General features: G+C 65.4%; 15 protein-coding genes. 9 read left to right on the forward strand and 6 right to left on the reverse strand.

Annotated features, from left to right (window positions below; translation table 11 throughout):
• Positions 1–79 precede the first annotated feature (79 nt).
• The 5 genes from LRS09_RS03795 to LRS09_RS03815 all read left to right on the forward strand — a co-directional run bounded on the left by LRS09_RS03795 (position 80) and on the right by LRS09_RS03815 (position 6,112).
• A complete protein-coding gene (locus LRS09_RS03795; protein ID WP_257804352.1) occupies positions 80–2,080 on the forward strand; it encodes a 5'-nucleotidase C-terminal domain-containing protein in 2,001 nt (666 codons plus the stop codon).
• Between the two features lie 137 nt (positions 2,081–2,217).
• Entirely contained in the window at positions 2,218–3,282 is a 1,065-nt protein-coding gene (gene hemH, locus LRS09_RS03800; protein WP_257804354.1) for a ferrochelatase, read from the forward strand.
• A gap of 56 nt (positions 3,283–3,338) precedes the next feature.
• Positions 3,339–4,550, forward strand: a complete 1,212-nt coding sequence (locus LRS09_RS03805; RefSeq protein ID WP_257804355.1) for an FAD-binding oxidoreductase — start codon at positions 3,339–3,341, stop codon at positions 4,548–4,550.
• Positions 4,551–4,663: 113 nt separating this feature from the next.
• Entirely contained in the window at positions 4,664–5,617 is a 954-nt protein-coding gene (locus tag LRS09_RS03810) for an SPFH domain-containing protein (protein ID WP_085466341.1), read from the forward strand.
• A gap of 36 nt (positions 5,618–5,653) precedes the next feature.
• Entirely contained in the window at positions 5,654–6,112 is a 459-nt protein-coding gene (locus LRS09_RS03815; protein ID WP_085466342.1) for an NfeD family protein, read from the forward strand.
• 6 nt (positions 6,113–6,118) lie between these two features.
• On the opposite strand, the gene LRS09_RS03820 is transcribed toward LRS09_RS03815, so the two are convergent.
• Positions 6,119–7,117 carry an SIS domain-containing protein gene (locus tag LRS09_RS03820; RefSeq protein ID WP_257804357.1) on the reverse strand — a complete coding sequence of 333 codons (999 nt, stop codon included), beginning with the start codon at positions 7,115–7,117 and terminating at the stop codon, positions 6,119–6,121.
• A gap of 140 nt (positions 7,118–7,257) precedes the next feature.
• On the opposite strand from LRS09_RS03820, the gene LRS09_RS03825 reads away from it, so the two are divergent.
• Positions 7,258–8,934 carry an outer membrane beta-barrel protein gene (locus LRS09_RS03825; RefSeq protein WP_257804359.1) on the forward strand — a complete coding sequence of 559 codons (1,677 nt, stop codon included), beginning with the start codon at positions 7,258–7,260 and terminating at the stop codon, positions 8,932–8,934.
• A gap of 15 nt (positions 8,935–8,949) precedes the next feature.
• On the opposite strand, the gene galU is transcribed toward LRS09_RS03825, so the two are convergent.
• Positions 8,950–9,843, reverse strand: coding sequence for a UTP--glucose-1-phosphate uridylyltransferase GalU (galU, locus tag LRS09_RS03830; RefSeq protein WP_257804361.1), 894 nt, complete (start codon positions 9,841–9,843; stop codon positions 8,950–8,952).
• Positions 9,844–10,036: 193 nt separating this feature from the next.
• On the opposite strand from galU, the gene LRS09_RS03835 reads away from it, so the two are divergent.
• Together LRS09_RS03835 and LRS09_RS03840 are read left to right on the forward strand one after the other, a co-directional pair.
• Positions 10,037–11,257 (forward strand): lytic murein transglycosylase, encoded by a 1,221-nt coding sequence (locus LRS09_RS03835; RefSeq protein WP_257804362.1) that lies wholly within the window; start codon positions 10,037–10,039, stop codon positions 11,255–11,257.
• An 87-nt stretch (positions 11,258–11,344) separates the two neighbouring features.
• Positions 11,345–12,484, forward strand: coding sequence for a DUF459 domain-containing protein (locus LRS09_RS03840; protein ID WP_257804364.1), 1,140 nt, complete (start codon positions 11,345–11,347; stop codon positions 12,482–12,484).
• 22 nt (positions 12,485–12,506) lie between these two features.
• Here the strand turns inward: LRS09_RS03840 and LRS09_RS03845 are convergent, their stop codons facing one another.
• From LRS09_RS03845 to gltB, 4 genes are all read right to left on the reverse strand, one after another.
• Entirely contained in the window at positions 12,507–13,958 is a 1,452-nt protein-coding gene (locus tag LRS09_RS03845) for a glutamate synthase subunit beta (RefSeq protein WP_257804365.1), read from the reverse strand.
• Between the two features lie 8 nt (positions 13,959–13,966).
• Entirely contained in the window at positions 13,967–14,386 is a 420-nt protein-coding gene (locus tag LRS09_RS03850; protein WP_257804366.1) for a type II toxin-antitoxin system VapC family toxin, read from the reverse strand.
• Complete coding sequence (locus LRS09_RS03855) at positions 14,383–14,658, reverse strand: antitoxin (RefSeq protein WP_257804367.1); 276 nt, start codon at positions 14,656–14,658, stop codon at positions 14,383–14,385. The genes LRS09_RS03850 and LRS09_RS03855 overlap by 4 nt, the downstream gene beginning before the upstream one ends.
• Positions 14,659–14,721: 63 nt before the next feature.
• Positions 14,722–19,431 carry a glutamate synthase large subunit gene (gene gltB, locus LRS09_RS03860; protein ID WP_257804368.1) on the reverse strand — a complete coding sequence of 1,570 codons (4,710 nt, stop codon included), beginning with the start codon at positions 19,429–19,431 and terminating at the stop codon, positions 14,722–14,724.
• A gap of 367 nt (positions 19,432–19,798) precedes the next feature.
• On the opposite strand from gltB, the gene LRS09_RS03865 reads away from it, so the two are divergent.
• Positions 19,799–20,854, forward strand: coding sequence for a low specificity L-threonine aldolase (locus tag LRS09_RS03865; protein ID WP_257804369.1), 1,056 nt, complete (start codon positions 19,799–19,801; stop codon positions 20,852–20,854).
• Positions 20,855–20,909: the final 55 nt, after the last annotated feature.

Raw genomic sequence — 20,909 nt, forward strand, 5'->3', positions numbered from 1 at the left:
TGCCGTTACCGGGTTTGCAATATCGCTGACACCTCACCCCGTTAGGAAGGTGTCGTGGCGAAACATGGGAGACGAAAACATGCGGAAAACAGCCTTGATCGGGGCGCTGTCGGCATCGGTTCTTGCGATGTCCACAGCTGCGTCCTTTGCCGACTACACGCTGAACATCCTGCACATCAACGACTGGCACAGCCGCATCGAGAGCAACAACAAATACGAGTCCACGTGCTCGGCCGAGGAAGAGGGCAAAGGCGAGTGCATCGGCGGCGCCGCACGCCTCGTTACTGCGATCGCCGACCGCCGCAAGGCGCTGGAAGGCCAGAACGTGCTGCTGCTCAACGGCGGCGACAATTTCCAGGGCTCGCTGTTCTATGCAACCTACAAGGGCGCGGTCGAGGCTGAGTTCCTCAATCTGATGAAGTTCGACGCCATGACCGTCGGCAACCATGAGTTCGACGACGGCGAGCCGGCACTGAAGGGCTTCCTCGACGTGGTGAAATTCCCGGTGCTGAGCGTCAACGTGAAGGCTGCCTCCGCCTCCACCATTGTCGACCGCATCAAGCCGTCTCTCGTTCTGGATGTCGGCGGCCAGAAGATCGGCATCGTCGGCGCCGTCACCACCGACACGCCGGAGATCGCCTCGCCGGGTCCGAACATCACGATCGAGGACGACATCGCCACCATCACCGCCGAGGTGAAGAAGCTGGAGGCCGAGGGCGTCAACAAGATCATCGCCCTGACCCATGTCGGCTATCCGCGCGACAAGGAAATGATCGCCAAGATCCCGGGCGTCGACGTGGTCGTCGGCGGCCATTCGCACTCGCTGCTGTCGAACACCGACGCGAAGGCCGAAGGCCCCTATCCGACGATGATCGACAACCCCGGCGGCTACAAGGTGCCGGTCACACAGGCCGCGTCCTACTCGAAATATCTCGGCGAGTTTGCCGTCACCTTCGACGACAACGGCGTCGTCAAGGAAGCCAAGGGCGACCCGCTCTTCCTCGACAAGTCGATCACTCCGGACGAAGCGGTTCTCGCCCGCATCAAGGAGCTCGGCGCACCGATCGAGGAGCTGAAGAAGAAGGAAGTCTCCGAAGCGGCCGCCGCGATCGACGGCGACCGCAAGTCCTGCCGCGCCGTCGAATGCACGATGGGCAACCTGATCGCCGACGCGATCCTCGACCGCACCAAGGACCAGGGCGTCACCATCGCCATCCAGAACGGCGGTGGCATCCGCGCCTCGATCGACCAGGGCGTCATCACCATGGGCGAGGTCCTCACCGTCCTGCCCTTCCAGAACACGCTCGCCACCTTCCAGCTCTCCGGCAAGGACCTGAAGGACTCGATCGAAGCTGGCCTCTCCGAGATCGAGGAAGGCAAGGGCAAGTTCCCGCAGGTCGCGGGCCTGAAATATACGTTCGACAAGTCGGTCGCGCCGAACGGCGGCCGCCTGAAGTCGCTCGAGGTTCAGGAAGGCGGCGCCTGGGTGCCGATCGACGAGGCCAAGACCTACACGATCGCCACCAACAACTTCGTCCGCGCGGGCGGCGACGGCTACAAGCTGTTCGCCTCAAACGCCCAGAACGCCTACGACTTCGGCCCAAGCCTCGAGCAGGTCGTCGCCGACTATCTCGAGAAGAACCGGCCCTACACGCCGAAGCTCGACGGCCGCATCACTGAGGTGACACCGGCTGCGGCTCCGGCCGCCGAGCCGGCACCGGCTGCAACGCCCGCTCCCGCTGCGACCCCCGCGCCGGCCACGACGACGGAACCCGCTGCCAAGCTGCCCGAGCTGCCCGCGGCCTCGAACAACATCGCGACACAGCCGCCGAAGGTTGAGACGGCTCCCGCCGCACCCGCCCCTGCGGCTGCGCCCACCACGCAGACGGCTGCCGCTCCTGCGACGCAGGCCGCCTCCCCGGCCACACATACGATCGTCGCCGGCGACAACTACTGGAATCTCGCCAAGGAAATCTACGGTGACGGGTTCCTGTGGAAGAAGATCTCGGAGGCCAATCCGGGCCTGAAGCCCAAGGAACTGCCGATCGGCGGCACCCTGACCATCCCGCCGAAGGGCTGACGCTCACCTCGTTGAAATCGAGCCGGGCCGTCCGTTCGCGCGGGCGGCCCGGTTGCCATTTGCCGCAGCCACCAAGACGCTGTGCGCATTGAATTCCCCGGCTCAGCGGCTAAGTGTGCCTCGATGGAAACGGGCTGATGGACGCGGGCGTGGAGACAAGAGAGAAGCAGAACCACATGACGGGCCCCCTGCCTGCCGGCCACCCGCCCGTGCGCAAGGGCCGCATCGGCGTGCTGCTCGTGAATCTCGGCACGCCGGACGGGACGGATTACGCCTCCGTGCGCCGCTACCTGAAGGAATTCCTGTCTGATCGGCGCGTGATCGAACTGCCGGCACTGATCTGGCAGCCGATCCTCCAGCTTTTCATCCTCACCACCCGTCCGCAGAAGACGGGTGCGAACTACCGCAAGATCTGGAACACGGAGCTCGACGAGTCGCCGCTGCGCACCTTCACGCGCGGCCAGGCGGAGAAGCTTGCTGCCGCGCTATCCGACAACCCGGACATCTCGGTCGAATGGGGCATGCGCTACGGCAATCCGTCGACCGCGAGCGCGCTCGATCGCCTGCTCCAGCAGGGCTGCGACCGGGTTCTGACCTTCCCGCTCTATCCGCAGTATTCCGCTACCACGACGGCGACCGCGAACGACCAGCTCTTCCGCGCGCTGATGAAAATCCGCAACGCGCCGGCGGTGCGCTCCGTGCCCGCCTATTACGACGAGCCGGTCTACATCGACGCGCTGGCGGATTCACTGAAAGGCCATCTCGCCAAGCTCGACTTCGAACCGGAGGTCGTTCTCGCCTCCTATCATGGCCTGCCGAAGGTCAATCTCGAGAAAGGCGACCCCTATCATTGCCACTGCCTGAAGACGACACGACTGCTGCGCGAGAGGCTGGGCTGGGACGAGAAGCGGCTGATCAGCACCTTCCAGTCGCGCTTCGGCGCGCAGGAATGGCTGCAGCCCTACACCGACAAGACGGTCGAGCGATTGGCCAAGGAAGGCGTCAAGCGCATCGCCATCCTCAACCCAGGCTTCTCGGCCGACTGCATCGAGACACTGGAGGAGATCGACGGCGAGGTGCGCGAGGTGTTCCTGCATGCCGGCGGCGAGCGCTTTGCGCACATCCCCTGCCTTAACGACAGTCCTGAGGGCATGACCGTCATCGAGAGCCTGGTCCGGCGCGAACTGTCCGGCTGGGCGTAGGCAGGGCGGAACCGCTTACCCCGGACGGCGTTCTCCCGCGTCTGAGGGGGAACAGGATGATCCGCAAGCTTGATCTCAGGACCGGCAATCCGGTCTGGACCGCCTATCGCGCACCGCGCATTCCAAGCACGAGGCTCACCCGCGACATCCGCACCGATGTTCTCGTGGTCGGCATGGGGATCTCCGGTGCGATGATCGCCGAGGCGCTCAGCTGCGACGGTCACGACGTGGTCGTCATCGACCGCCGCGGACCGATGAAGGGATCGACGGCGGCGACGACCGCGCTGGTGCAGTACGAGATCGACCAGCCGCTGACCCGACTGACGCGCATGATCGGCAAGGGGAAGGCCGAGGCAGCCTGGCGACGCTCGCGCCTCGCCATCGCCAATCTCTCCGGCCATCTGGATGAGCTCGGCATCCGGTGCGACAAGCATCCACGCCCTTCCCTGCTGCTCGCCGGCACGGTGCTCGGCGCCGAGGGCCTGCGCGCCGAGGCGGAAGCGCGCCGCGCCGCCGGCATTGCGGCGGAATACCTGACGCGCGGCGAGCTACGCGGCCGTTTCGGCATCGATCGCGCCGGTGCGATCCTCAGCCTCGACAATCTCGCGGTCGATCCGCGCAAGATGACCGCCGGCTTCCACCTCGCCGTGCAGCGGCGCGGCGCGCGCTACCATTCGCCGGTGGAGGCGACGACTTTCTCCTTCTCGCAGTCCGGCGTCGAGGTCGGCACGCGGGAGGGTCCCGTCATCTCCACGCGGCATGTCGTTCTGGCGACGGGCTACGAACTGGCTTCGATCGCGCCACCCAAGGGGCATCGGGTCGTCTCGACCTGGGCAATCGCGACCAAGCCGCAGAGATCGGCGCTCTGGCCATCGGAAGCCTTCATCTGGGAAGCTTCGGACCCGTACCTCTACATGCGCGCGCTCCCGGACGGGCGCGTGATCTGCGGCGGCGAGGACGAGGACTTCCAGGACGAAGCGGCACGCGACGCGCTGATCGATAAGAAGACGGCGCTGATATCGCGCAAGCTCGGCCGGCTGCTGCCGTATCTGGACCCCACGCCGGAGTTCGCCTGGACCGGCTCGTTCGGCACCACCGCCACCGGCTTGCCGATCATCGCGAAAGTCCCGCGCCACCCGCGCATCCATGCCGTCATGGGCTACGGCGGCAACGGCATCACCTTTTCGCGCATGGCGACCGAGATGATCCGCACCGACCTTGCCGGCGGCCGCGATGCCGACGCCGCACTCTTCGCTTTCCCCGAATAGCAACCCGGGCGGGGATTGTTGCGCGCCGAGATTGTAACGGACACGGAACGCGCTTAAATCGTTGAGCACAGGCGACGCGAAGCGGGCATCCGTCCGCCAAAACGGGGGTTCTCATGGACTTTTCTGGCCTCGATATCGTGATACCGGTCCTCGTGGTCCTGGTGCTCCTGCTGATCTTCGCAGGCATCAAGACCGTGCCGCAGGGCTTCAACTACACGGTCGAGCGTTTCGGCCGCTACACGCGCACCCTCACCCCCGGCCTTAATCTGATCATCCCATTCATCGACCGCCTCGGCGCAAAGATGAACATGATGGAGCAGGTTCTGGATGTTCCGACCCAGGAGGTCATCACACGCGACAATGCGATCGTCGCAGTTGACGGCGTCGCCTTCTTTCAGGTGCTGAACGCGCCGCAGGCCGCCTACCAGGTGTCCGGCCTGCAGAACGCTATCCTCAACCTCACCATGACCAACATCCGCTCGGTCATGGGCTCGATGGATCTCGACGAGCTTCTGTCCAACCGCGACGCGATCAACGAGCGGCTGCTCAAGATCGTCGACGACGCGGCAAGCCCTTGGGGCATCAAGATGACCCGCGTCGAGATCAAGGACATCAATCCGCCGGCCAATCTCGTTGAATCCATGGCCCGGCAGATGATGGCGGAACGCAACAAGCGCGCCCAGATCCTCGAAGCGGAGGGCCTCAAGCAGGCACAGGTTCTGGAGGCCGAGGGCCGCAAGGAGGCCGCCTTCCGCGACGCCGAGGCCCGCGAACGCGCCGCCGAGGCCGAGGCCCGCGCCACGCAGGTCGTGTCGGAGGCGATCGCCAAGGGCGATGTCCAGGCGATCAACTACTTCGTCGCGCAGAAATACACCGAGGCGCTGGCGAAGATCGGCTCCGCCACCAACAGCAAGGTGGTGCTTATGCCGATGGAGGCGTCGTCGCTGATCGGCACGCTGGGCGGCATCGGCGAGATCGCCAAGGAAGTGTTCCGCGCAGAGGGCACCGCCGGCGCGCAGCGCCTGGCTGGCCGCACCCCACGCGTCCCGCCGGAAGGCGGGAACTGAGGCCGTCGCCTCGTTCCAGGCGCAGGGAGGTAACGCATGCTCGAACGGATATTCTTGGAGCTCGGACCCTGGAACTGGATGGTTCTCGGCTTCGTGCTGCTCGCGCTGGAAATCCTCGTCCCGGGCGTCTTCCTGCTCTGGATCGGCATCGCGGCGATCATCGTCGGTGCGCTGTCGCTGCAGTTCTGGGACTGGGCGGCCTGGACCTGGCAGGTGCAGACGCTGCTTTTCCTCGCCTTGTCGCTGGTGGCCGCCTATGTCGGCCACCGCGTCAACAAGGCGCGCGAGACCGACAGTGACGAGCCGCTGCTCAATCGTCGCGACGCCCAGCTCGTCGGACGCACGGCAACGCTCGAAGAGCCGATCCGCGAGGGCCGCGGCCGCATCAGACTGGATGACACGGTCTGGAAGGTGATCGGCCCCGACGCCCAGCCGGGCACGCGCGTGCGAGTCGTCAGCGCACATGGCGGCGAGCTGACCGTCGAAACAGTCTGACCGCGGTCAGGCCGCGCCGATCCTCAGAAGGTCGTGCAGGTGGACGATCCCGACCGGCTTCGGTCCGTCCACGACCATCAATGTCGTGATCGCGGACGAGTTGATCAGCTGCAGCGCGGTGGCGGCGAGCATGTCGGGCGAGATCGTCTTGGGATTGAGCGTCATCACCTGCTCGACGCTGAGCGAGAGCAGGTCGCTGTCGATGTGACGGCGCAGGTCGCCGTCGGTGATGATGCCGGCCAGCGCGCCCTCCGCGTCGACGATGCCGACGCAGCCGAAGCCCTTGCGCGAGATTTCGAGAATCGCCTCGCGCATGCTGGTGCCGGACTGGACGATGGGCAGCCGGTCGCCGGTATGCATGACATCGCCGATCAGCGTCAGGTTGGCGCCGAGCTGGCCGCCCGGATGGAACGTGCGGAAATGGTCGGCCGTGAAACCCCTCGCCTCCAGCAGCGCCACCGCGATCGCGTCGCCGATGGCGAGTTGCAGCAGCGTCGAGGTGGTCGGCGCCAGTCCGTGCGGGCAGGCTTCGGGCGCGCGCGGAAGGCAAAGCACGACATCGGATTCCCGCGCCAGGATCGAACCGTCGTTCGAGGTGATCGCGATCAGCGGGATGGAGAAGCGGCGCGCGTAAGACACGATGCCCTTGAGTTCGGCGCTCTCGCCCGACCATGACATGGCGATGACGACGTCGTCGCTAGCGATCATGCCGAGATCGCCGTGATTCGCCTCGGCCGGATGGACAAAGAAAGCCGGTGTCCCGGTGGACGCAAGTGTCGCGGCGAGCTTGGAGCCGATATGGCCACTCTTGCCGACGCCGGTAACGATCACACGGCCGGAAATGCCTGAAATCGTGGAGACCGCATCCGCGAAAGGCCCGGCGAGCCCGTTGTCGAGGGCCGCTGCGAGAGCCGCCATTCCTGCCTGTTCCGTCGTGATCGTCCGCACCGCGGAGCGGATCGCGGCGGCTCGGTCTACAGATTTGCGTTTCAGGCCTGCATGCATGGCGCCCGGATTAGCGCGTCGCCCTGTTCCTGTCCAACGCTGTTTCGGGGCAGCGGGGGCTTCTCAACTCTCCATTAACCATCGCTGTTTACGGTTCGGTAAGCATGGCGCAAGCAGCGCCGTGGCAAATTCGAGTGGTCATGCCGCGTCTTCGAACCCCTTCGTCGCGCCTGCTGCGCAGCCGGGCCTTGCTGCTCTCGGCCGGCGCCGTGCTGGTTGCGCTCTCGCCGGCGCTCGCCCAGGAGGCCGGCCTGCGCGGGGAGGTGACCGAGGCGGACATCAGGCGGGACCTCGTCTCCCGCCCCTCGCCCCTCTATCCGGTGACGCCGCCGACGCCTGAAGAACAGCGCGCGGCCAATCCAGCCTATATTCCGGAAGGTCCCCGCGCGACCGAGGAAGAGGCCGCCCCCACCGAAACGCTCTCGACCTTGTTTCCCGAACCGACGGGTGATGCCGCAGCGCTCGGAGAACCCGAAGCGGCGGAAAGACCCATCGGCGTGCGCAAACGCCCGACAGAGACGGAAGCCGTTCCCGAGGAACCGGCCCCGGAGGAAGAAGAGCCTACGTCCGCCAATCCGCGCGCGGAGAAGATCGATTCGGAGGACGAAGAGCGGAATATCCGCATCGAGCCCGAGAACGTCCGCACCGCCGGCATCGAAAGCCCGGAGCCGGAGGAGGAGGAAAATCCCTACGCGCCGCTCGGCCTGCGCCTCGGCACCTTCAATGTCATCACCACGCTGGAACAGGGCCTCACATGGACCTCCAACGCGACCTACAGCCCGGAGCCGAAATCGGCCTTGCTCTCCGAGACGACGCTGCGCCTCAACGCGGCATCCGACTGGTCCCGGCACTCTGCGAACATCAACGCCTATGGCACCTACCGCAAGTCGATCGACGGCGAGCCGGTCACCGATCCGTCGGCCGGCATCGACGCCACGCTCACCCTCGACTTCGCCGACGACCTGCGCGGCATCGGCAAGCTCGGCTACGCGCTGAAGCGCGAGGACGCCGACTCGCCCGTCGAGCTCCCCGCGGAGGTCACGTCGCGGCCGATCCGCCAGGAGATCACCGGCAGCCTCGGGCTTGAGAAGGATGTCGGCAAGCTGCGCTTCGCCGCGACCGCCAACCTGCTGCGCCTCGACTATAGTGACGCCGATCTCAGCGATGGCGACACGCTCTCGCAGCGCGAGCGCAATTCGACGCTGGTCACCGGTGTTCTTCGCGCCGGCTATGAGATTTCGCCGGCGATCACGCCCTTCGTGGAACTCGAATACGGCCGCCGCAGCTACGATTTCACGCCCAAAGACGGAAACCAGCGGTCCTCCGACCGCATGGCCGCTAGGCTCGGCACGGAACTCGATCTCGGCGAAAAGCTCTCCGGCGAGCTGGCGCTCGGCTATGTGACGGAAAAATTCGACGATGCCGCCCTCTCCGACATCTCGGGCATATCGGCGAGCGCCGACCTGTCATGGTCGCCGCAACGCGGCACGACGGTCGGCTTCAACGCCTCGACCGAGGTGGAAGGCACGACGACTGCAAACGAGAGCGGGTCGATCTTGTATTCGGGAACCGTCTCGCTGCAGCGGGAGATCCGCGCCAACCTGTCGGCAAACGCCTCGCTCGGCCTGTCCTGGCGCGATTATGCCTCGACCCCCGACCACGATCTCACCTGGCGCGGCGAGACGTCGCTGACCTGGTGGCTCAACCGCTATGCCGGGGTGACCGGGCGCTACCGGTTCGAGCACCTGACCAGCACCAAGACGGAAAGCGACACGACGGTCCACAACGTGTTCCTGGGCGTCACGCTGCAGCGGTAGCGGCCGTGCCGTACACTATTCGGTAGGCTTCACCTCGGCCGACAGCCGCTCGATCGCCGACTGGACATGGCCACGCATGTCCGGCCGCCAGAGGCCGAAGGCGATGTTCGCCTCGATGAAGCCTTCGGGAGAACCGCAGTCGAAGGTGCGGCCGCGATAGTGGAAGCCGTGGAAGGTCTGAGCCCTGGCGAGCGTCAGCATCGCGTCGGTGAGCTGGATCTCGTTGCCCGCCCCGCGCTCCTGCGTGGCGAGAATGGAGAAGATCTCCGGCTGCAGGATGTAGCGCCCGTTGATGAACAGGTTGGATGGCGCAGTGCCCGGCTTCGGCTTCTCGACCATCTGCGAGATCTCGAAGCCGGTGTGGACATCCCTGCCCTTGCCGACGATGCCGTATTTGTGTGCCTCGGCGGGATCGCATTCCTGCACGGCAACGACGTTGCCGCCCGCCTCCTCGTAGAGCTCGACCATCGAGGCCATGCAGCTCTTCTGCGACTGCATGATCATGTCGGGGAGGAGAAGCGCGAACGGCTCATCGCCCACGAGTTCGCGTGCGCACCACACGGCGTGCCCGAGGCCGAGCGGCACCTGCTGGCGCGTGAAGCTCGTCGTGCCCGCCTCCGGCTGCATCGCCGACAGCTTGTTGAGCGGCTCCGTCTTGTTGCGCTCCCGCAGCGTCGCGTTGAGCTCGAACTGGATGTCGAAATGGTCCTCGATCACCGCCTTGTTGCGGCCGGTGACGAAGATGAAATGCTCGATGCCGGCGGCGCGCGCCTCGTCGACGACATACTGGATCACCGGCTTGTCGACGACGGTGAGCATCTCCTTCGGGATAGCCTTCGTCGCCGGGAGAAAACGCGTTCCGAGCCCAGCGACCGGAAACACTGCCTTGCGAATCTTCTTCCTGGACACCTTTTCCTCCGCGCCGGTTTCACCGACGTTGGTCCGACACTTTCATGCCGGAATTTAGAAATACTGAACATTTCCGCAACTGACCAAGCGGAATGCGCATTTGACGTTCAAGTTCCGTATCGTCTCTATGGTAAACTGAATCCTAACCCTCTTCTCCGATGAATTGGCTTCCGAAACGACGATGGAGGCAAGTATGTTCATTCGCAGAACGACGATCCGCGCGGGGGTTGCCGCTCTTGCGGTCACGCTCGGCTCGATGGTTGCGGCTGCGCCCGCCCTCGCCGATGCCGGCTTCAAGCGCTGGATCGCCGATTTCCGGGGCGTCGCCGCCGGAGCCGGGATTTCCGGCAGCACCTTCGATCGCGCTTTCCGAGGGGTCAGCGATCCCGATCCGGAAGTGCTCGAAAAGGCGCGCTACCAGCCGGAGTTCACCGCTCCCGTATGGGACTATTTCGACAACCGGGTGAACGAGGATTCGGTTCGCGTCGGCCGCGAGATGGCGCGCAAATACAAGTCGACCCTCGACAAGATCGAGGCGCGCTTCGGTGTCGATCGCCACATCCTGCTCGCCATCTGGTCGATGGAATCGAACTACGGCGAGATCCTGAAGAACGACAAGGTGATGCGCAACGTCGTGCGCTCGCTGTCGACGCTCGCCTATGCCGACAAGAAGCGCGCCAAGTTCGCCCGCACGCAGCTGATCGCGGCGCTGAAGATCCTGCAACGCGGCGACATCGACGAGAGCCACCTGACCGGCTCGTGGGCCGGCGCCATGGGGCACACGCAGTTCATCCCGACGAGCTTCATCGCCTACGGCGTCGACTTCGACGGCAACGGCCGCCGCGACATCTGGAATTCGGTTCCCGACGCGCTCGCCACCGCGGCCAACCTGCTTGCCAAGAACGGCTGGCAGTCGGGGCAGACGTGGGGCTACGAGGTCACCCTGCCGCAGGGCCGCAAGTTCCCGGGCGGCAAGGCATCCATCGCCAAGTGGACCGACATGGGCATCACGAGGGCGAGCGGCAAGCCGTTCCGCTCGACAAGCATGTCGGCCGAGCTGAAGGTGCCGGACGGACGTTCCGGCCCGGCCTTCCTGGCGACGAAGAACTTCTTCGTGCTGAAGGCCTACAACAATGCCGACAAATATGCCCTGGCAGTCGGCCTCCTTGCCGACCAGATTGCAGGTTACGGAGAACTCGTGAACGACTGGAACCGGCCCTTCACGAAGCTGACCTTCGCGGAGAAGCAGGAATTGCAGAAGCGGCTGCTCACGCTCGGCTATTACGAAGGCGAACTGGACGGCAAGATCGGCACCGGCTCGCGCGAGGCGATCAAGGCGTTCCAGCAGCGCGCCGGTCTCACGGCCGACGGCCATCCGAGCAAGGAAGTGCTGACGACGCTTCGTCAGAAATAGTGGTGGGTTTTGCGACACACGGCGTTTCGGAACATCTCATCCAGGGCCATCGCGATCCTCACGGTCGCGGTGGCCGCGGCTTTTTTCGTGTCGTCGATCGCACCCGTCTTCGCCCAGGATCGCCCGCGTTCGCTTTTCGACTTCCTGTTCCGGTCGAACAGGCCACGGCCGGAGGTCGAGATTCCGGAGAAGTTGCCGCCCCCCACGATCAAGCGCAAGACGCCCGCGAGTGCGAGCGAACGCAGCACGCCGGCGCCGGAAGCCGTCGCCAAGGCTGAGAATGCCCGGGTGGTGCTCGTGGTCGGCGACTTCCTGGCGAGCGGCCTCGCCGAGGGGCTCGAGAGCGCCTATGCCACGCTTCCCGACGTGCGCGTCGTGGTGAGGGCGAACGGCTCTTCAGGCATCGTCCGCGACGACTTCTACAACTGGCCGGCTGAGATCGGCGGCATCATCGAGCAGGAAAAGCCTGCGGCGGTGGTGGTCATGCTCGGCGCGAACGACCGCCAGGAAATGCGCGTCGGCGACGTGCGCGAACCGAAGCGTTCCGAGAACTGGATGAAGGAATACGAGCGGCGCGCCGTGAATCTCGCCAAGGCGGTGACCGATCGCTCGATCCCGCTGGTCTGGGTCGGAATGCCGTCGTTCAAGAACTCCACGATGGCGTCCGACATGCTCGCCTATAACGACGTCTACCGCTCGGCGGCCGAGGCGGCGGGCGGCAGCTTCGTCGACATCTGGGACGGTTTCGTCGACGAGAACGGTGCCTTCGTCTCGACCGGTCCGGACATCAACGGCAACCCGGTGAGGCTGCGCTCGGGCGAAAACGGCATCAACCTGACACGGCCCGGCAAGCGCAAGGTCGCCTTCTACGCCGAGAAGCCGCTGGAGAAGATTCTCGGCACGGCCAGGCCGGCGCAGATCGGTGCGATCGGCCCGAACGGGCTCGTGCCGCAGGCGCCGGGCGCGGTCGCTCCGGTCGACATCGATCGCACCGTTCCCATTTCGCTGTCCGATCCGGAACTGAACGGCGGACAGGAACTGCTGGGCGCGACATTCAAGCCCGGCGTGGAAAAGCCCCAGACCGCGGCGGAAAAGCTTACCAAGGAAGGCATCGCACCGCGGCCGGTCGCCGGCCGGGCCGACGATTTCGGCGACGGCGTCCCGGCGAAATCCGCAACCGGAATTCCCCCGGCGGCAGCGGAGAAGACGACGGCGATCGCGAACTGACCGCCGTCGCCGTTGATCCAGCCTATCGCGGCAGGACCGAAGATCCCATCAGATGCTCGTCGATCGCGCGGGCGGCCTGCCGGCCCTCGCGGATCGCCCAGACGACCAGCGACTGGCCGCGCCGCACGTCACCGGCGGCGAACAGCTTGTCGACAGAGGTGCGATAGTCCTTGTCGTTGGCCACGACATTGGTCGAGCCGCGCGCATCGCGGTTGAGCTTCAGCCCTTCGGCCGTAGACGCAAGCCCGTTCTCCATCGGTCCGGCAAAGCCGATCGCGATGAAGGCGAGATCTGCGCGGATGACGAATTCGGTGCCGGCGATCGGCTTGCGCTTCTCGTCGACCTCGCAGCACTTCACGCCGGTCAGCGCGCCGTCCTCGCCGATGAACTCCAGCGTCGCGACCTGGAACTCGCGCTCCGCGCCCTCGGCCTGGCTGGACGAGGTGCGCATCTTGGTCGCCCAGTAGGGCCACACTGTCAGCTTGTCTTCCTTGACGGGCGGCTGCGGGCGGATGTCGAGCTGCGTGACGCGGACGGCGCCTTGGCGGAACGCCGTACCGACGCAGTCGGATGCGGTGTCGCCGCCGCCGACCACCACCACATGCTTGCCATTGGCGAGGATCGGATCCGCCGCCCAGGCGACGGAGGCGATCGGCTCGCCGCCGACGCGCTTGTTCTGCTGCACGAGATACGGCATCGCATCGTGCACGCCGGCGAATTCCGTGCCCGGAATGCCCGCCGGGCGCGGCTTTTCGGAGCCACCACAATAGAGCACCGCGTCATACTCGGCGATCAGTTCGTCGAGCGGCTTGTCGACGCCGACATTGACGTTGCAGAAGAAGGTGACCCCCTCGCCCTGCATCTGCTCGACGCGGCGGTCGATATAGTGCTTCTCGATCTTGAAGTCGGGAATGCCGAAGCGCATCAGCCCGCCCGGACGGCTCTCGCGCTCGTAGACATGCACCTCGTGCCCGGTGCGGCCGAGCTGCTGCGCCGCCGCCATGCCGGCGGGCCCCGAGCCGATGATGGCGACCTTCTTGCCCGTCTTCGCGGCCGCCGGCTGCGGCACGATGTAGCCGCTGTCATAGGCCTTGTCGGCGATCGCCTGCTCGATCGTCTTGATCGCGACCGGGATGTCCTCGAGGTTCAGCGTGCACGCCTCCTCGCAGGGCGCCGGGCAGATGCGGCCGGTCCACTCCGGGAAGTTGTTCGTCGAATGGAGGTTGCGGATCGCGTTGTCCCAGTCGCCATTGTAGACGAGGTCGTTCCAGTCCGGGATCTGGTTGTGGACCGGGCAGCCCGTCGGGCCGTGGCAATAGGGCACGCCGCAATCCATGCAGCGCGCGGCCTGTTTCTCGACCTCCTTGTCCGACATCGGCAGCGTGAATTCGCGAAAGTGCCGGATGCGGTCGGAGGCCGGCTGGTACTTGTGCACCTGCCGGTCGATCTCAAGAAAGCCTGTTACCTTGCCCATCGAAGTTCCTACTCACGATCCACGGGAGCATCCCGCAGCCAATTCTCTACTTTCAGTCCGGGAACGCGATCGAATTCGCGTTCGTTGTCCGTCACCAGCGTCACCCCGAGTGCCACCGTGTGAGCGGCGATAAGCATGTCGTTCTGGCCGATTATCCTGCCTGTGCGTTCCAGCAATGTCCGTATGCGCGCGTATGCAAAGTCGGCTGGCGTATCCCAAGGTGCGATCTCAAAACTTGCCAGGGTCTGCTCTATCAGCCGCTCCAGCTTGGGCGAATCCGCTTTCGTGTAACCAAACCTCAGTTCGGCAGCCACGATGATGCTGGTTCCGAGGTCTCCCACTTCCAAGTTCCGCACCCGATTTGCAGCGGCACCATTCGGAAACTTGTAGATGTTCGAGACCACATTCGTGTCGAGCAGATACCTCACTTCGGAAGGTCCAGGTCCACCGGGTCGGGCGGGAAATCCTCTATTTCCGGAAACTCGTCGTCGGTCAGCGGCGGTTGCTGCCGCAACCAGTCGATGAGCTCGCGAGGAGACCTCCGTTTCCTGCCGGGTGAGATCGTAAGGCTGCCGTCGGCCTGCCTGCTGATCGTGACTTCATCTCCCTCAAGCTCGAATTCCTTAGGAATGCGCACCGCCTGACTCCGCCCATTGCGGAAAAGGCTGGCGGTGCGCGTTTTGTTGTCGTGTGCGTTCACCGAACCTCTCCTTATGGCATATGACAAAGCATATGCCATAAGTCGCTCTATTTCAACGGACCCTTACTCTGCCGCGACCCCCATGCGCGAGCGCTCCATCTCGATCAGCGCGCGGCGATATTCGACCGGCATGACCTTCCGGAATTTCGGCCGGAACTCCGCCCAGTTGTCGAGGATGTGCTTGGCCCGCGTCGAACCCGTGTAATGCAGGTGGTTCGAGATGAGCTGGTAGAGCCGCTCGTCGTCGTGCCGCGTCATGTCCCCGGACACGTCGACGCGGCCCATATGGGCGATGTCGCCGCCATGGTGATGCAGCTTTTCGAGCAATTCGTCCTCTTCCGGCACCGGCTCCAGGTCCACCATCGCCATGTTGCAGCGTTCGGCGAAGTCGCCCGCCTCGTCGAGCACATAGGCGATGCCGCCCGACATGCCCGCCGCGAAGTTGCGGCCGGTCTTGCCGATCACGACCACCACGCCACCGGTCATGTATTCGCAGCCGTGGTCGCCCACGCCCTCGACGACCGTGATGGCGCCCGAGTTGCGCACGGCGAAGCGCTCGCCGGCGACGCCGCGGAAGTAGGCCTCGCCCTCCGTCGCGCCATAGAGCACGGTGTTGCCGACGATGATGGAGTCCTCCGCCACGATCCGCGCATCGTCCGCCGGACGGATGACGATACGGCCGCCCGACAGGCCCTTGCCGACATAGTCGTTGCCGTCGCCCACCAGCTCGAACGAGACGCCACGCGCCAGGAAAGCCGCGAAAGACTGCCCGGCGGTTCCGGTCAGCTTGACGTTGATCGTATCGGGACGAAGCCCCTTGTGACCGAAGCGCTTGGCGACCTCACCCGACAGCATCGCCCCGGCCGAGCGGTCGACGTTGCGGATGGTCGCCTCGATCGTCACGGGCTGCCGGGCGACGAGCGCCGGCTCGGCCTCGGCGATCAGCCTGCGGTCGAGAACGTCGTCGATCGGATGCTTCTGGGTCTGCGTCCAGTAGGTCTCTTCCTTCGGCGCGTCCGGCTTGTAGAACATGCGCGTGAAGTCAAGCCCCTTCGCCTTCCAGTGATCGATCACCGCCCGCTTCTCCAGCAGGTCCGACTGGCCGATGATCTGGTCGAGATGCGTGTAGCCCATCTGGGCGAGCAGCTCGCGCACCTCGTCGGCGACGTAGAAGAAGAAGTTGATCACGTCCTCGGGCGTGCCCTTGAAGCGCTTGCGGAGGACCGGATCCTGCGTCGCCACACCCACCGGACAGGTGTTGAGGTGGCACTTGCGCATCATGATGCAGCCCGCCGCGATCAGCGGCGCCGTCGAGAAGCCGAACTCGTCGGCGCCGAGAAGCGCGCCGACGATCACGTCGCGGCCGGTGCGGAGCCCGCCGTCGACCTGAAGCGCCACGCGGCTGCGCAGGCCGTTCAGCACCAACGTCTGGTGCGTCTCGGCCAAGCCCATTTCCCAGGGCGAGCCGGCATGCTTGAGCGAGGTCAGCGGCGAGGCGCCGGTGCCACCGTCATAGCCCGAGACCGTGATGTGGTCCGCGCGCGCCTTGGCGACGCCGGCGGCGACCGTGCCGACGCCGACTTCCGAGACGAGCTTGACCGACACGCCGGCGGCCGGATTGACGTTCTTCAGGTCGAAGATCAGCTGCGCGAGATCCTCGATCGAGTAGATGTCGTGATGCGGCGGCGGCGAGATCAGGCCGACGCCCGGCGTCGAATGCCGGGTCTTGGCGATGGTTGCGTCGACCTTGTGGCCGGGCAACTGGCCGCCCTCGCCGGGCTTGGCGCCCTGCGCGACCTTGATCTGCATCATGTCGGAGTTGACGAGATACTCCGCCGTCACGCCGAAGCGGCCCGAGGCCACCTGCTTGATGGCCGAGCGCTCCGGGTTGGGAGAGCCGTCCGGCAGCGGCTTATAGCGGTCCGGCTCCTCACCGCCCTCGCCCGTGTTCGACTTGCCGCCGATCCGATTCATGGCGATCGCGAGCGTGGTATGCGCCTCGCGCGAGATCGAGCCGAACGACATCGCACCCGTCGAGAAGCGCTTGACGATCTCGGACGCAGGCTCGACGCTTTCCAGCGGCACCGGCTTGCGGCCGGCATCCTCAGCCAGCTTGATGTTGAACAGGCCGCGAATGGTCTTGGCCCGCGCCGCGGCGCTGTCGAGCTCGGCCGAATATTCCTTGAACGTCTCCCACGACTTCTTGCGCACCGCGTGCTGCAGGGTCGCGACCGCGTCGGGCGACCACATGTGCGCCTCGCCGCGCATGCGGAACATGTATTCGCCGCCGACGTCGAGCGCGCTGCGCAGCACAGGATTGTCGCCGAAGGCGTCCGAGTGGCGGCGCACCGTCTCCTCGGCGATCTCGTCCAGGCCGACGCCTTCGATCGTGGTCGCGGTGCCGGCGAAGTAGCGATCGACGAACTCGGACTTGAGACCCACCGCGTCGAAGATCTGCGCACCGCAATAGGACTGGTAGGTCGAGATGCCCATCTTGGACATGACCTTCAGGATCCCCTTGCCGATCGACTTGATGAACCGGCCGACGAGCTCGCCCGCATCCACTTCCGGCGGGAACTCGCCGCGCTTGTGCATGTCGAGCAACGTGTCGAAAGCCAGATACGGATTGATCGCCTCCGCACCGTAGCCGGCGAGGCAGCAGAAGTGATGCACCTCGCGCGGCTCGCCGGTCTCGATGACGAGGCCGACCGACGTGCGCAGACCCTTGCGGATCAGGTGGTGATGCACCGCCGCCGTCGCGAGCAGCGAGGGAATCGCGATCCGGTCCGGCCCGACCTGGCGGTCGGACAGGATGATGATGTTGTAGCCGCCCGCGACCGCCGCCTCGGAGCGCTCGCACAGCCGCTCAAGCGCACCGTGCATGCCCGCCGCCCCTTCGGAGGACGAGTAGGTGATGTCGATGGTCTTCGTGTCGAACCGGTCTTCGGTGTGGCCGACCGAACGCAGCTTTTCCAGGTCGCCATTGGTGAGGATCGGCTGGCGCACTTCGAGCCGCTTCTTGCGCGAGGTTCCGACCAGGTCGAAGATGTTCGGCCGCGGTCCGATGAAGGACACCAGGCTCATCACCAGCTCCTCGCGGATCGGGTCGATCGGCGGGTTGGTGACCTGTGCGAAGTTCTGCTTGAAATAGGTGTAGAGCAGCTTCGACTTGTCCGACATGGCCGAGATCGGCGTGTCGGTGCCCATCGAGCCCACAGCCTCCTGGCCGGTAGTGGCCATCGGCGACATCAGGATCTTGGTGTCTTCCTGCGTGTAGCCGAAGGCCTGCTGGCGGTCGAGCAGCGTCACGTCGCGGCGCGGCTCGCGCGGCGCCACCGGCTTCAGGTCCTCGAGGATGATCTGCGTGTTCTTCAGCCAGTCGCGATAGGGATGCTTCGCGGCGATCTGCGACTTGACCTCGTCGTCGGAGATGATGCGGCCTTCCTGCAGGTCGATCAGAAGCATGCGGCCGGGCTGCAGCCGCCACTTCTTGACGATGTGCTTCTCCTCGACCGGCAGCACGCCGGCCTCGGACGCCAGGATCACCCGGTCGTCGTCGGTGACGATATAGCGCGCCGGCCGCAGGCCGTTGCGGTCGAGCGTCGCGCCGATCTGGCGACCGTCGGTGAAGGCGACCGCCGCCGGCCCGTCCCACGGCTCCATGAGCGCGGCATGATACTCGTAGAACGCCTTGCGGTCGGCGCCCATCAGCTTGTTGCCGGCCCAGGCCTCGGGGATGAGCATCATCATCGCATGGGCCAGCGAATAGCCGCCCTGCGTCAGGAACTCGAGCGCATTGTCGAAGCAGGCCGTGTCCGACTGCCCCTCATAGGAGATCGGCCACAGCTTCGAGATGTCGTTGCCGAACAGCTCCGAATCGACCGAGGCCTGCCGCGCCGCCATCCAGTTGACGTTGCCGCGCACCGTGTTGATCTCGCCGTTGTGCGCGACCATGCGGTACGGATGCGCCAGCTTCCACGACGGGAAGGTGTTGGTCGAAAAGCGCTGGTGGACGAGGATCAGCGCGGATTCGAAGTCCGGATCCGAGAGGTCCTTGTAGTAGGCGCCGACCTGGTAGGCGAGGAACATGCCCTTGTAGACGATGGTGCGCGACGACAGCGACACGCAGTACGCGCCGACGTCCTTGTTGTCGTGCTCGTGGTAGAGCCGCCCCGAGATCACCTTGCGCAGGATATAGAGCCACCGCTCGTACTCGTCGTCGGACGAGGCCTCGGCGGGGCGGCCGAAGAAGACCTGCCGGTGCACCGGTTCGGCGGCTGCGATGTCAGGCGCCTTCGACAGCGACTCGTTGTCCACCGGCACGTCGCGGAAGCCGAGCAGCGGCACGCCTTCCGAGGCAGCGCTCTCGCGAATCAGGTCTTCGACGTGGAGGCGCTTCGCCTCGTCCCGCGGCATGAACCAATGGCCGACGGCATATTGGCCGACCGGCGGAAGCTCGACACCCTGCGCCGCCATCTCGCGGCGGAAGAACTTGTCCGGGATCTGGACGAGCACGCCCGCGCCGTCGCCCATCAGCGGATCGGCCCCGACCGCACCGCGATGCGTCAGGTTTTCGAGTATGAACAGCCCGTCCTTGACGATCTGGTGCGACTTGACGTTCTTCATCTGCGCGATGAAGCCGACGCCGCAGGCGTCGTGCTCGTTGCGCGGATCATAGAGGCCGACGCGGCCCGGCTGCGTTTTGACGGCGCGCGCATTGCCCTGCGTACGGGCAGCAAGCTCCGTCGTCAGAGATGGCGTCATGTCCGTCATCGCTTCATCCTCCTGTTCGATCGGGGAATCGGTCCCCGCACCCATCGCGCGCAAGGCCGGAATGGCGCGATGATACGCCAATTCCGGCCATCGTAACGACGATAATTAAGACAGTAGTGCTGTCCTATATTTTGTATGGCAGAAATCGGGCGGCCACACAAGACCGAATTGCAAAGGTTGAGGTCAGGCCGCGTATTTTTAATGCATGAGGCGTGCGGTCACTGGAAATTTTCTTTCGCCACAGGCCGGCAGGCGCAAATGCCGCACCGGACGGCAAGCCGGCCGCTGACCGTCGCCCGCCGAAAGACGCTTGCACAAGACGATCTGAACGAACAGTGTCCCGCCGCACCGCAGAACAGGGGCCAGCATGATCTTCTCCTCCGACAACTGGGCCGGCGCCCATCCATCCATCGCCGAGAGCCTCGTCAGACACGCCGGAGGCTTCGCACCGGCCTACGGGACGAGCGACCTCGACAAGGCGGTCGACGCCACGTTCAGCCGGATCTTCGAACGCGATGTCGCCGTCTTCTTCGTCGGCACCGGCACGGCCGCGAACTCGCTCGCCATGGCCGCCTGCTACAGGCCGGGCGGCGTGGCCTTCTGCCATTCCGAGGCGCACATGATCGTCGACGAGTGCGGCTCGCCCGAGTTTCTCGCCGGAGGCATCCGGCTCTGTCCAGTTACGGGCGCGCGCGGCAAATTCAGCCCGGACGCGCTCTCCGCGGCGATCGATCGCTATTCGGCCCGAGTCGTTCATTCCGGCCAGCCCATGGCGGTCTCGATCACCCAGGCGACGGAGGTCGGAACAGTTTACTCGCTGGACGAGATCGAGGCGGTGGCCGGGATCGCCCACGCCCACGGATTGCCCTTGCACATGGACGGCGCGCGTTTCGCCAATGCGCTCGTGGCGCTGGAGACTACGCCGGCGGAAATGACCTGGAAGCGCGGCGTCGACCTGGTTTCCTTCGGCGGCACCAAGAACGGCTGCTGGTGCGCGGAGGCGCTCGTCGTCCTCGATCCGGCAAAGGCTACCGAGATCCCCTTCCTGCGCAAGCGGTCGGCGCATCTCTTCTCGAAATCCCGCTTCATCGCGGCCCAGTTCGAGGCCTATTTCGCCGAGGATTTGTGGCTCGCCTCCGCCCGCCACGCCAATGCGATGACGAAGCGGCTGGCGGACGTGCTCTCCTCGTCCAACCGCGTCAAGCTTGCCTGGACGCCGGACGCGAACGAGGCCTTCGCCGTGATGCCGCGCGCACTGATGGAAGAGCTGAACGCCCAGGGCGCCCGCTTTTACCCCTGGGCGACGCCTGCATCCTATGAGGAGCCGGTCGCCGACGACGAGACCTTCTGCCGCTTCGTGACGAGCTTCGCCACCCGCGACGAGGATATCGACGCGTTCCGCAGGCTTTTGATGTCGAAATAGATCCTGACCGGATTGTCAGGAGCTCCGCCCGCCCCTGCTGGCTGGGCGGACCCGG

The organism is Mesorhizobium sp. J428, assembly GCF_024699925.1.
Classification (GTDB): Bacteria; Pseudomonadota; Alphaproteobacteria; order Rhizobiales; family Rhizobiaceae; genus Mesorhizobium_A.